This is a genomic window from Roseomonas sp. TF40, assembly GCF_057219975.1.
In genome coordinates, this window is the sequence record NZ_JBXVVR010000001.1 from 971,496 (window position 1) to 983,893 (window position 12,398).

12 protein-coding genes are annotated in these 12,398 nt (G+C 65.1%); 7 read left to right on the forward strand and 5 right to left on the reverse strand.

Annotated features, from left to right (window positions below):
• Positions 1-43: 43 nt before the first annotated feature.
• Entirely contained in the window at positions 44-1,333 is a 1,290-nt protein-coding gene (locus tag AC2D9U_RS04120; RefSeq protein WP_484746726.1) for a hypothetical protein, read from the reverse strand.
• A gap of 2 nt (positions 1,334-1,335) precedes the next feature.
• Positions 1,336-3,705: a hypothetical protein gene (locus AC2D9U_RS04125; RefSeq protein ID WP_484746727.1), complete on the reverse strand. Its 2,370-nt coding sequence runs from the start codon at positions 3,703-3,705 to the stop codon at positions 1,336-1,338.
• A 64-nt stretch (positions 3,706-3,769) separates the two neighbouring features.
• Here AC2D9U_RS04125 and AC2D9U_RS04130 point away from each other — a divergent pair, with 64 nt between their 5' ends.
• From AC2D9U_RS04130 to AC2D9U_RS04150, 5 genes are all read left to right on the forward strand, one after another.
• Positions 3,770-4,795 carry a hypothetical protein gene (locus AC2D9U_RS04130; RefSeq protein ID WP_484746729.1) on the forward strand — a complete coding sequence of 342 codons (1,026 nt, stop codon included), beginning with the start codon at positions 3,770-3,772 and terminating at the stop codon, positions 4,793-4,795.
• A gap of 168 nt (positions 4,796-4,963) precedes the next feature.
• On the forward strand, positions 4,964-5,476 hold the full coding sequence (locus AC2D9U_RS04135; RefSeq protein WP_484746731.1) for a hypothetical protein: 513 nt from the start codon (positions 4,964-4,966) through the stop codon (positions 5,474-5,476).
• A 125-nt stretch (positions 5,477-5,601) separates the two neighbouring features.
• On the forward strand, positions 5,602-6,090 hold the full coding sequence (locus AC2D9U_RS04140; RefSeq protein WP_484746733.1) for a hypothetical protein: 489 nt from the start codon (positions 5,602-5,604) through the stop codon (positions 6,088-6,090).
• A gap of 424 nt (positions 6,091-6,514) precedes the next feature.
• On the forward strand, positions 6,515-7,243 hold the full coding sequence (locus AC2D9U_RS04145) for a hypothetical protein (protein WP_484746735.1): 729 nt from the start codon (positions 6,515-6,517) through the stop codon (positions 7,241-7,243).
• The gene (locus tag AC2D9U_RS04150; RefSeq protein ID WP_484746737.1) at positions 7,200-7,565 is read left to right on the forward strand and encodes a MerR family transcriptional regulator; all 366 of its coding nucleotides are present in this window, start codon (positions 7,200-7,202) and stop codon (positions 7,563-7,565) included. Before AC2D9U_RS04145 ends, AC2D9U_RS04150 begins: the two co-directional genes overlap by 44 nt.
• Before the next feature lie 83 nt (positions 7,566-7,648).
• Here the strand turns inward: AC2D9U_RS04150 and AC2D9U_RS04155 are convergent, their stop codons facing one another.
• On the reverse strand, positions 7,649-7,792 hold the full coding sequence (locus AC2D9U_RS04155) for a hypothetical protein (protein WP_484746738.1): 144 nt from the start codon (positions 7,790-7,792) through the stop codon (positions 7,649-7,651).
• 45 nt (positions 7,793-7,837) lie between these two features.
• Between AC2D9U_RS04155 and AC2D9U_RS04160 the strand changes: the two genes are divergently transcribed.
• Both AC2D9U_RS04160 and AC2D9U_RS04165 read left to right on the forward strand, forming a co-directional pair.
• A complete protein-coding gene (locus AC2D9U_RS04160) occupies positions 7,838-8,176 on the forward strand; it encodes a hypothetical protein (RefSeq protein WP_484746740.1) in 339 nt (112 codons plus the stop codon).
• A complete protein-coding gene (locus tag AC2D9U_RS04165) occupies positions 8,173-10,878 on the forward strand; it encodes a DUF927 domain-containing protein (RefSeq protein ID WP_484746742.1) in 2,706 nt (901 codons plus the stop codon). The genes AC2D9U_RS04160 and AC2D9U_RS04165 overlap by 4 nt, the downstream gene beginning before the upstream one ends.
• 353 nt (positions 10,879-11,231) lie before the next feature.
• Here AC2D9U_RS04165 and AC2D9U_RS04170 read toward each other — a convergent pair whose 3' ends face one another.
• The gene (locus AC2D9U_RS04170; RefSeq protein ID WP_484746744.1) at positions 11,232-11,555 is read right to left on the reverse strand and encodes a hypothetical protein; all 324 of its coding nucleotides are present in this window, start codon (positions 11,553-11,555) and stop codon (positions 11,232-11,234) included.
• A gap of 18 nt (positions 11,556-11,573) precedes the next feature.
• Positions 11,574-12,323: a hypothetical protein gene (locus AC2D9U_RS04175; protein WP_484746746.1), complete on the reverse strand. Its 750-nt coding sequence runs from the start codon at positions 12,321-12,323 to the stop codon at positions 11,574-11,576.
• Positions 12,324-12,398: the final 75 nt, after the last annotated feature.

Consider the following 12,398-nt stretch of genomic DNA (forward strand, 5'->3'; position numbering starts at 1 on the left):
AAATGCGCGACCAAGCCACGGAGATCTAACAGCGACTGTCGCATCACCGCCGCCCTTGCAGTGCATCGAGGCGTGCCCGGATTTCACCGACCCGTGCACGTAGAGTGGCAAGATTTTCGGCGCTTGGTGCAGCGAGGAGGAATCGCATTTCGATGCGGCGATTTCGCGCATCGGTCCCCGCGATGCCTGGCAAGGTTCGGGATTCGCCATATCCGGCCAAGCCGATCAGCGGCTGATCGGCGGCGTTCCGCAATTCCCTCAGTCGCGCCAATGGACCCACCATCAGGTCAAGCACTGCCAGGGCTCGGCTTGTGGAGAGGCGCCAATTGTCGCCTGGAATGGTGTCCGTATGGCCTTCAATGAGGATGGTTTCGAATAATGGAACGGGATCCGGACAAATGTCCGATACACTGCCGCCACGCGCAAAGCAGGGAAGCTGCGTCGCGACCTCCTCCAGCAGCCGGAGCGCCCGGTCACGCCCCGTCGGCGTGAAGGTCGGGAGGCCGAGCACGAACAATTCTTCACTCGGGAGACGGAGGACATCGTACTGGGGAGAAATCTGCACTTCGATGCGATGGCTTCTCAAGCGTACCTGCAAGCGTTCGAGAAGGTCTCGGCGCAGACGCTGCAACCGACCTTCATCGCTCAGGTTGGTCAGTTCGCGCTCGATAACCAGGAGGTCGCTCAGCAGCTCCCTGAAGAGCTCACGCTCCCTTGGGTTTACCAGAGCCATCAAACGTTCAAGCTGTGTCCGTAAGCTCAACGTTTCCGCGGTTATGGCGGCGAGCTGCTGCTCCAAGGCGACCGCACGAGCACGGGACTCGCTTAGTGCTCGCCCCTGCGCGAGCAGTTCCGCATGAAGGCGCGCGATCTCCACGAGGGCTGCTTCGAGGTCGCGGCTCAGAACGGCGGCGCGGGCACGTTCCTGTGCCAGATCCGAGAGCGCCTTGGCTCTTTCATCCGTCAGAACAAGCACTCGGGCCTGCAGCGTCGCCACGGCGCGAAGAAGGCGATCAACTTCGGCGGTCAATCTGGCCACTTCACGCTGTGACGCATCCAAAGTGACGGTAAGGACAGCCGATCGACTCCGTTCGGTGTTCAGAGCAGCCACCGTCGTCGCCAAATCGTCGCGAAGCTTGTCACGCTCAGACTCTAGCTGCATGATCCGCTGGCGCATCGCAGCAGCGTCATTCTCCGCAACCGGGTCGCTGTATGCCAGGGCAAAGACCGCCAGCATCAGCAAAAACACGAACAAAATGCCGACCATAAGGTCGCTCACCGAGGCGAAGTAACCGTCCCCGCCTTCCTCCTCTTCAGCCGAACGCATGGCCATGGCTATTGCGACCCGGCCTTAACGTCCGCGATGGTTTGGCGAAGTTGCTGAATTAGGTCAGGAAGAATTTCCTTGAGCTCCTCGATGGTCGCCGCCAGCTCAGTTGCACCGGTCGCCATGTGGTCGCTTGTGCTCTTCGCATAGCTGGAAATCTGGTTCGCAAAGCCCTGCAACCCAGCCTGCAGCGCTTCTAGCGTCGCATCCAACTCATCCCCAACTCCGCCGAAGCCTCGCGTTGTAACCTCCAAGCCCTGGGCGAGCGTCTGGACCGCAGAAATGGCCTCCTGCATCCGAGCGGACGCTGCCTGTACGTCCTGGCCCGCGGAAGAGGCCTGCTGCGCTGTCGCTTCGAGTTGCTGCACCGCGTTGACCGCTATCTTGCCCATCACCTCCCAGTGCTGCGCCGCAGCTCGCAGCGGCTCGCCGGCGCCACGCGCATCCTCACTCATCGCGAGCACCGCATCTCGCAACGTCTCCGCGGCCGCCCGCAGTTCACCTATCCTAGCCGCCGCATCGCGAGATTGACTCATCAGAACGTCACCCCCCGCGACGAGGGACCGGGAGGCAGCTTCTGCCCCCTGACGCAACAGTTCGGAAGCGCCGTTGATACCGGAGCTAGCAGTCGCTCCCCCGTGCTCCAGGCTAGAGCCTGCCTTGCGACCACCTTCCTCAAGCGACAGCGCCGCATCGCCGGCACCCTTGCGCAATGTGGCCACGGCATCGAGGAGCATTGTAGTGAGTCGCTCCACGCCTTCCTGTTGGCGCTGGGCGGCACGTTCGCCCTCCCCGGCCATAGCGGCGCCTGCCTCGCCAATGATTCGTTCCAGCGCGCCGCGCACTTCATCGACCGCACCAATGAGGCGACCAGCCGCCTCGCTTCCACCTTGCCCCATGGCATCCTTCAGCGCATCGGCGGCGCCCCGCAGTGCGGTCGCGGCATGGTCGAGACGCTGCGCCGCTTCGCGACTAGCAATATCACCCTGTTCCCGCGCGGCGTCTCCCACGGCTCGAAGCTGATCCAGCATTTCGGCGAATTGCTCCGACAGCTTCCGGTTTGCTGTCGCGGCCTCGAGGCCCGAGGTGGCGACCAATGCGGCAATGGCTTGGCGGAGTTCTCCGGCCATTTCCCCAGCGGCATTGCGGAAGCCACTCGCCGCCTCGGCGATGCCGCGCGCAGCTTGCTCAAAGGTTGCGGTGCTTGAGGAACGGGCCTGTCGGTCGACCTCTGTCAGGCGTTCCACGAGAGTATCGACCTGCTGAGAGACGCGCGCCAGCGCGGCTGCAACCTCGGTCCCGGCCTGTGCTCCAATCTGACCGGCGGCAGAAACCAAGCCGTTAGCGGCCCCTGTAAGCCCGACCTGCAACTCGCCTAGCGCGGCCTGCGTGCCCTGCAGGCTCACAGCGACAGCTCCAAGCTCACCCTTCGCGCCGCCGTCGAGACGCTTGAGGAAGTCTTCCAGCATCTGGGAAAGCGCTTCCTGGTTCTGCGTTCCAATGGTCGTCACCAAGCCTTCGATCGCCTCTCGCAAGGGACCGATGTGATCACCAAGCCGGGTATCGAGTGCATTGTCCACCGCCTTGCCGATGCTGGTGGCGAGGGTCTGGTTGAAGATCTCGAGCTGGCTTTGGGACTCGCGGAGAATCGCGTTGGCCTCGGCCTGAAGCGTGGCGCTGGTCGCCAACGGTACGCGTTCCTCCAGCGCTGCGAGGAAGGCATGCACGGCGCGCTCCGCACGCTGCATCCGGCTGCCGCGCCACACGGTGTAGAGCAGGGAGCACAGCAGGCCCGCCAAAGATGTCGCGAATTTCGCGGAGGCCCCGTTGAGTAGCTTCTGTAGTTCCACTGCACGTCGGGTCGCACTCGCAGAAGGACTGGCGATCTCACCGGCAGCCATTAGTGCGACGATGAGACCGACGAAGGTCAGCAGGAGACCGACGCCGACCAGCAGGTTCGGCATCGCCGCATGCAGGCGCGGATTGATTCCGCATTCGCGAAGAAGGTCCAGGCCGAAATACTCTCCAGGCCGGATCGTCGACTGCACCGGCCGGTTCTCGACCGATGGCGTGAGCAGCGTAGCCGCCCAGTCCCGCCAGGCAGGACCGATAACCTGAGCATCGCGGAGCGTGCCGTTCGCCTCTTCATAATGCGCGGCGAAATCCACGCTTCGTGATGGCGTGGCCTCGAGGGTGACGCGGGCCTTATCGAAGGCTGCGACGAACCGTCGTGTGCCCTGCCAGAAACGCCACCCGGCCACCAAGCCCCAGACGACGATCATCGAACAGACGACGCTGATGACGATCCAGTTGCCTATGAACGCCGGCAAGTCGCCGGCGATGTAGGCGTCCGAAAGCTGTTGCCACTTACCCATCATCGAGCCCAATTATTCCCTAGGAGCGGCCCTTGCACCAACGGTGGAGGTCTGATCCGCTTGCGTCTTGGAGGACGCCATTCTGGAAAAGCCAACCGCTGACGCCCACGAATCGATCATAGTGCAGCATTCAGGCGCGGAACATGCGCGCCTTGCAACGGTTGATATCCTGAGGCTTCCCGACGGCCGCCGGGGTGTCGCCTGGGGCGGCGCGGTTTTCCCCCTGCTTGATGGCAATCGCATCGAAGAAACAGGCGAGGCCTTTCCTCCATCGCTTTGCCGCCCCTTCATCGCCGATACGGTACCCGCCCATCTAGTGGCGCTGGAGCAGGCTGGCGAAGCGTACCTTTTCCTGGATGGAAGCGCTGCCGAGCGTGACCGAGTATCCCGTGCATTGACCGTGTTGGGGGTCATGGTGGTCCGCTCCGGACCCAACGGGAGCGACCACCCCGGAGACTGGTTCCTCCGACTCGCCGGCATGAACGAGGCGCTCCAGGCCAGTGTCGTTTCACTGATCGAAGATGGCCAACCAGCGCAGGCACCTACTGCTGCCGGTATACGGGAAGCTCTGCTCTCACAGTCACTGCGTTCCGCCATGCGGCAACAAAAGGAACTCGCCGCGCGCATGCATGAGGCCCTAACGGCCAGCGCCGCCGAGCGAGCTCAGGCTGCGGGCCTGCTGCGCGAAGTCGCCTCCTTGCAAGCTCAGCTTGACATGCTGGCAAGGTCGGCTGATGCGCGACGCGCGAAGTCAACGCCCCGTGCCGGCCGTCTGTTGCGCGATGAGGTGGCGGGCGTTGCGGCGGCGCTGCTGCCGCGAGTGCGTTTGTTGGGCAGCAGCCTGGACTTCATGGCTACGGAGCTGAGCGATCGCGGCCCCGTATGGCGCGCGCTTGGAGAACTGGATCGAATCGCCCAGGGCATGCCGATCGGATGGAAGGGGGTAGCCGGCAAGCAAGGCTGGTGGGAGCGCCACTTTGCAACCGGGCAGGATAACCAGGGGCGCCTCTACGCACGCCTAGCCGGTGCGGTATGGGTAGTGCTCGTGTCCCACAAACAGGGACAAGCCGCGGATATAAGGAACCTTGACTGAGCGGTCCGGTCACACATGCCTAATGCAGGCGAGCGCGATGCGCGAGTAGATGATTGGAGCTACACACAACCTCTGACCTCGAAAACCGATGGGCCGAATCCTCCGTTAGTCAAACACCACCGCTGTCGCAAAGCATTTGACGAGGGAAAGGCTGGGGTAAAGACGCGCATGAGCAGTGCTGATTTTCACCGGACACTTGCCGCACTCGCCGATGCTCGCATCGCTCAACTGATCAATCCAGTGCGACACGCCGCAAAGCGAATCGACGCAGGTCTGGTGCCATACGATGACTGTGGCGGGAACGACCTCTGGTCAGGCTTCGCGGCCATTTGCAGCGGCAAGGACTACCCGCTCTTCGACGAGGCGGAGGACATGATCCGACTGATCATCCGTGAAGTCGTGGCAGCCATTCCGCCCTACGAGCTCATGATCCTGGGATGGCGGGCACGATCGCTGGCGGACAAAGAAGTTGACGACGAGGATTGGCCCGAAGCGGATCTTCCATCCGTCGGCGTCCTGCGGGACTGGGTCGAAAGAGTTCTTTGGACGGTGATTTACGAGGCAGCCGACGGAGATGGTCAGCGCTTCGACGAGGAGCAAGAACGCGACGATGACAGCGACGAAGATGACGAAGACGTAGACGCCGAGGAGGATGAATCGAGTGCCGACGAAGAGACTTAGCGGAGCGCTGGAGCCATCCTCGCTTTGCCGCAACAGGCGGCACGAGTCTGCGCGCCTGCCCGACTGCACGGTGTCTCGCCTGACGAACTGCCTCAGCGGAGGCAGCGCTGACATTGTTCCGGGCTGTGGCAGTTTTGCTGGAGCAGAGCGTGTCGGGCGCTGACGACAGCCTCGGCGCCTTCACTCGCTCCCTGATGCATGAGTCCCTGTCCGCGCTTGTGGGCGCGGTGCGCAACCGCGCGTCCTCGATCCCCGGCGGGGGGGTGCCAGAGCACCTCGGCCAGACCGACGATCTCTGGGTAGCCTTTGCCTTCTCGTGCGCCGGCGCCGACGTGCTTCACCAGGACATGTGCGAGTCCATGATTCGGATGGTGATGGCCGAGGTCGTCCAAACGCTCCCACTGGTCGAACTCGCACTACTCACCCGACTGCACTGGGACGGCCCAGCGGACGAGTGGGAGGACGACTGGCCCGAGCAGGGTATCCCTCATCCGAGCACGCTGCATCGCTGGCTCGCCCAGGCGCTTTGGCCGATCCTGCAGGACGCGGCGCGCAAGGATGGACAGCACATGCTCCATCCGACGAGAGTTGGCCGCCGTCGCAGCGGGCGATGAGGCGTTTGCCGCAGACCGGTGACAGGCCAGGAAGTGCGGCTGTAGGTTCAGCCTTGGCTGGCTTGGGCTCCGAAATCGACAGGGTTCAGGTCTCGCAGCCGAATCCTATTGCCGATCATGGGTTTGCGCCATGTTCGCCAGCCCTGATGAATTTTCCGGGCTAGGCTGTCGGCATGACCGGAGACGAGCGCCGATGACCACTAAGCACGAACCGCCCGCCTGGTGGATGGCTGCCGAGGCATTGGTATGGATCGCCTTCAGGCAATTCGTGCCTGGCGGCGCTTGGCCCGACCTACCCGCGTACAGGCCGAAACGTGACTGGCATGTAGGACCGCGAGCCAAGTACCCGATGGGCATCTCTGTCCCATTATGGCGGACCTCGGCTCCGCACCTGCTCACGGCCCTGGAGCGGGCTCCTGACCCCGTGGCCGACATCGGCAAGCCATCTGTGCAGGCGGCGCAGCGCCTGATGCTGGAAAGCGGCTTAAGCGGTCCCGCGTTGGCGGCGGAACTGCGCGACGACATCAACCACATGGCGCAGGCTGAAGCGGAGTTGGAGTCAGCGTCGCGCGCCCTGACGGAGAGGCTTGGTGCCGAGACGGTGCGGGCTGAGGGGAAGCGCGTACTTGGCTACACTGATGAGCCTCTCCCCGGCCCAGCGGTCGTCATCCCTCCCCAATTCTTTCGCGGCAGCCACCCGCTCTTCATCGACATGGAGGGCGCGACCTCGCCAGTGGCGTGGCAGATGGAAGCCTATCTCTCGAAATCCATGGATAGCGAGGAAGGCCTGTTGTGGGCCGCCATTAGGCTTCGCGGCGAAGACGTGATGAAGGCCTTTCCGGCAAGCGATGGGCCTGCGACCGCATTGGCGGATGCACCAGCGCCGCCATCGTTCCCGGAGCCGGCTCTAGCAACGCCGGCTCGAGTGCAAGTCGTGTCCATGATCGGGGCCGAGACGCGCCTTGAGGCGTGGCTCACGAAGATGATGAAGGCCAACCCTGGCAATCCGCAGGGCAAATCGGCCATCGTGGATGCTGCGGCGTTGGCTGGGCACAAAGTGTCAGTTCGCGGATTCAAGCGCGCCTGGGCGAATGCTGTGCGAGCCGCTGATGCACCTGCTTGGTCTGCGGCAGGGCGGAAATCGAAGCGCTGAATCGAATCACCAAATAAATCGTGTCGCCTATTTACTGCTCCTGAGCAACGGAAGTTTCGCGTCAGAAGCGAGCAACCCGCGTCGCTTCATTGCCGGGAGCTTCACCGTGACGCACAGCGCCAATCCGAAAAAGGAACGCCCCGCCCCGCTGCCGGGCGCCCTTGCCTATACATTGCCCGATGCCGCCCGCCTGAGCGGCCTGAGTATCGCCACCCTGCGCCGCAGGGCTGCGGAGGGGCTCTTGCGGTTGTTCCGGGTGGGTGGGCGCACCCTCGTGGACGCCGCCACGCTGCGCCGCCTGCTGGGCAACGAGGGCAAATAGAAACCGCCGGGCGCATGGTGTGCGGCCCGGCGGCGAGGCGGAACAAAGCGGTCTCGACACCCGCAAACTACCTTTCGCGCGCCTCAGATGCCAGCACGGATGCGCTCGGTTCCAATCATGGAGCCGAACATGCTTTCCACTTTCTCGATGCGTGCGCTGCGGTCGAATTCCGAAGACCAACCACGCGCCCGCGCCACCATCCAGGCCGGGTCCTCGCCCTTGGCCAAACCCGCCCCGGCGCTGACCGCCGATCATGCCAAGGAGGCTGTGCAATGGTCGATTTGACCGGGTTCACGAAGCGCCCGGCAGCGAAGCCGGGTCGCGTCGATTTCTCCTACATCAACGCCGCGGCGCTCGCCTCGCTGCCGCAGTTGCTGGCGCGCTGGCTGCCCGATGGTCGGGTCCATGGGAACGAGTTCACGGCGCGGAACCCGCTCCGGCAGGACCGGAACCTCGGCTCCTTCACCATCAACCTGCGGACGGGGAAATGGGCCGACTTCGCCTCGGATGCGCGCGGCGGCGACCCGGTCAGCTTGGCCGCCTATCTGTTCAATCTGTCGCAGGCGGAGGCCGCGCGCCGCCTCTCGGCCATGCTGAGGATCGATCGATGAACGACGAAGTCAGCCTGGATACGAATGCGCCGCCGGACATCGTTGACTCCACGGGTTCTGGGGGTTCCACGGGTTCCACCACGCCCGATGTCACGGAATCCTTGGGGGTTGATGAACCCAAGCACGCCCCCCCCAGCGACGGCGATGGGGGTTCCACGGGTTCCAACGATCCGCAGGACACCGCCGATCCGTTCTCGCCGATGAATGACGAAACGAAGTCCGACACCAGCGGCGAGGCGCCGCGTGCCGCGCCCGTGGATCATCTGGAGTTGATCCCGTGCCGTGAGCAGCATCCGCCCGCCCGGCGCTTCCGCCACTACATCCACGGCGAGCCGTCCTCCTGCTGGATCTACAGAAACGCGGAAGGCGCGCCGATCGCCGCTGCCGCGCGATATGACCACGTCCAAGATGACGGGTCGCCCGGAAAGCAAGTGCTGCCCTGGAGCCATGGCCGGCGCGTCTGGACCGACAAGAAGGGCGTGCCGCGGGACATCACTGGCTGGCATTGCAAGGCGCCGCCGGAGCCCCGCCCGCTCTATGGGCTCGAGCGGCTCACCGCTGAGCCCGATGCCCCGGTGCTTGTGACCGAGGGCGAGAAGGCCGCTAAGGCGGCCGCGCGCCTGTTCCCGGACCATGTTGCCATCACCTCCCTGGGCGGCAGCGGGGCGCCCCGGAAGGCGGATTGGGCACCCTTGGCTGGTCGCAAGGTGACCATCTGGCCCGACCAGGACGAGCCCGGCACCAGCTATGCCATTGCTGTGGCGGATCAAGCCAAGCAGGCAGGATGTGCGTCAGTCCGTATCGTCGACGTGCCGACCGACTGGCCCGCGAGTTGGGATCTCGCCGACGATCTGCCCGATGGCGTGACCGCCCAGCAGCTTCGGGACATGTTGGATGACGCCCCCGACGGTGCGCCCGTCGAGATGCCGGAAGGCTTCGTGATGACGCGCGCCGGATTGATGTTTCGTCCGCCGCCCACGGAAAAGAACGGCGAGCCGGACCCCATCTGGGTTGCCGCGCCGTTTCGTGTCGTTGGCGAGACCCGCACCGACATCGGCGACGGCTGGGGGTTGCTGCTGAAGTGGAGAGATCGCGAGGGTGCCACCCACCAATGGGCGATCCCGCGCCGCCTGATCCATAGGCCGGGCAACGAGATTGCGGAGGAATTGGAGCACAACGGCCTCACCTGCGGCATCAGCTCGTCCGCGCACCAATTGCTGAAATCGTTTGTCGGCTCCGTTCGCGCGCCCCGTCTGTTGCGCTGCGTCTCGCGCAGCGGCTGGCACCGCGCGGACGCAGGCTCCGTGTTCGTCATGCCCTCCGGCGACACCTTCGGACGCGGCGCATCGGACTTCACGTTGCAGCACGAGGCGGCGAGCGCGAATGTCGCGTTCCGTACCGCCGGCACGCTGCCGGACTGGAAGGCCAAGGTCGCGGCGCTGGCGGTCGGCAATGATCGCATGGCGCTGTTCATGGCGGCGGCCTTCGCCGGTCCGCTCCTTGATGTGCTCGGCGAGCCGTCAGGCGGGTTCCACCTGGTGGGTGACAGTCGCACCGGAAAGTCCACCGCGGCGATGCTCGGCGGGAGCGTCTGGGGCAAACCGTCCTCAGACGCCCAGATGCGTTCCTGGCGCGGCACCGCCAATGGCCTTGAGGGCGTGGCGGCGGAGACCTCCGATGCGCTGCTGATCCTCGACGAGATGGGGCAGGCAGATGCGCGCGAGGTCGGCGATGTCATCTACATGCTTGCCAACGAGACGGGTAAGCAGCGCGCATCCCGTACTGGCGCCGCACGCCGTCGCCAGTCCTGGCGCACCATGTTCCTCTCGACGGGCGAGCTCACCCTCGCCGCAAAGATGGGAGAGGCCAACAAGAAGGCTGCGGCGGGGCTGGACGTTCGGCTGATCAGCCTGCCCGCCGACGCTGGAAAGGGCTGGGGCGCGTTCCAGAACCTGCATGGCCGCGCCAGTTCGGCAGCGCTGGTCGACGAGCTTCGCCAGGCAGCTTTGGCCAGTCACGGTCACGCTGCGCGCGCGTTCCTCGCAAGGCTTGCCTCCGACCGTGGCGAGGATGCCGCGGCCCTGTCGAGCGGGCTGGATGCCCTGCGCGCACGCTTCCTGGCCGAGAACGTGCCCGCCGGCGCTGCGGGGCAGATTCGTTCCGTTGCGGGTCGGTTCGCCTTGGTCGCGGCAGCGGGTGAGGTTGCCTGCGCTTACGGGGTTCTGCCTTGGCCGCCGGGCGAGGCGACGCGGGCTGCTGCTTCCTGCTTCAATGTCTGGATGGCCCAGCGCGTCGGCAATGGGCCGGCGGAGGCCACCGCGGCCCTGGCACAAGTCCGGCAGTTTCTTGAAGCGCATGGGGAGGCGCGGTTCACGGCGCTGACCGATGGCCCCGAGCCCTCGGCCCCAGAGGGGAGCCGCACCCTCCACCGCGCTGGCTTTCGGCGCCGGATTGGGGCCGGGAATGACGAACGTTGGGAATACCTCATTCTGCCGGAGACTTGGTCCAGCGAGGTCTGCCGGGGCCTGGATGCAAAGCGTGTCGGCGACTTGCTGATCGCGCGCGGCTGGATGAAGGGCGGAACGGAGCGGCACCGAGCAGCAAACGTGAATATCCCCGGCGAAGGAAAGCGCCGGGTGTACATCGTCAGCGGTGCAATCCTGGCAGGCGACCCGGACGAGGAAGCCCATGGCGCTGGCTGACCTCCTGTCGCAGCTCGCCGCCTTGGCGGCGTCCTCGACACCCCCTGGAACCCCTGATGCCAACCCGGGGGTTCCGAGGGCCGAGGCGGCGAAGCTCGGCCAGGATCAAGGCGTTCGCTCCGGTGGAACCCCCAGAACCCCTGGAACCCCTCAAAAGCACCATGCCGAAGATGAACAGCGGCGGGATGGTCGACATGCTCCGCTGCCCTGGCGCCCGAAGAACCACGCAGCGCTGCCCGCGCCCCCACGCGCGCCACCGCCGCCCGACGCCACCTCCGCGACACCGGCCGAGCGGCTTGCGCAGCTTTCGCAGCGGCTCGATGCCGTTCGACCGCCGCGATTGTGGGGCGACTTCACGGATCTGCTGAGGCTCGAGGGATGGCGTGCCCGGCAGGCGGCGGCGCGGGCGAGATGGGCGGAAGCAGAAATCGATTCAGCACGCTGAACAGGTCGCCGCCAAGGCCATGCTCGCCGCCGTGCCGGAGTCGTTCGGCAGCATCGACAATGGCCGACATCGGCTGGAGTTTCCGGACTCGTAACGCGCGCGCGCGCGAGAACGTTGCGATGATCGCGAATAGGCCGCTGTGCTGCACCACATCACCGTGCATTGAACATCGCCTCTGCCGCACGGTGAATACCGCGGCGGTGATGCGCCGGGGCGTGAAGGAAAATCCCACTCCGTCAAAGGTGAAGTCTCAGCCGGGCGAGGCAGGTTCCTCTGGCTCGGCTGGGTATTTTGATGGCACGTGCCGCAGCATGCGATCGATCATCCAGCGCAGCAGGGCGCCATCATAGGCGTCGTCCGTCACACCCCATTCGCGGGGGTCACGGTTGGCCGTGGCGTAGTCGAGATACAGGCGATCGCCACGCCATTGGGTGTGGACCGTGTAGATCAGCAAGCCGGTCCAGCTGCGCCGGAAGTGCAAGGCGCCGTCCTTCGCATAGATGAACCACTTGTGCTCCATCTGCTGCGGGATGAAGCCGCGCCAGATCAGCCAGCTTTCGAAGGGGTCGGGCGTAGCGTTCAGCATCAGATGCGCCCGCTGCTCCGGCATCGGCGGCCGGGGACACTCGAAGCTGTCTTCGGTGGCGCCGTGCAGGATGCGGTCCTCGCCTTCCCCGAACAGGAGGCGGGCATATTCCTGGCCGCTGAGCGCCGCGGCACCCGCAGTGTCCCAATAGGGGAAGAAGGCCGCCGGTGGCAGGCGGGATTCCAGAAGCGAGCAATGCTCGCGCACCCACGCCACCGTCAGCGGCGAGATGACCACCAGGCGGTGTTCGGAGGTAAGGTCAAAGGGGGTGCAGAGCAGGAATTCAGGGGTGCGTTGCAGCACCTTCAGGCGGATGGTCTGCCGTCCCCCGGCCATGGGCTGGAAGGGGCGGATGAACTCCAGGTCCAGAAGGCCCTTGCCACTCTTCAGCGGCGTGATGGCAGTGATCAGCACGGGGCTGGGCGGCCAGCCTTCATGCCGGGCCGGGATGTCCTGCCAGCCGAACCACTGCCGCTCGGCCAGCGTCAG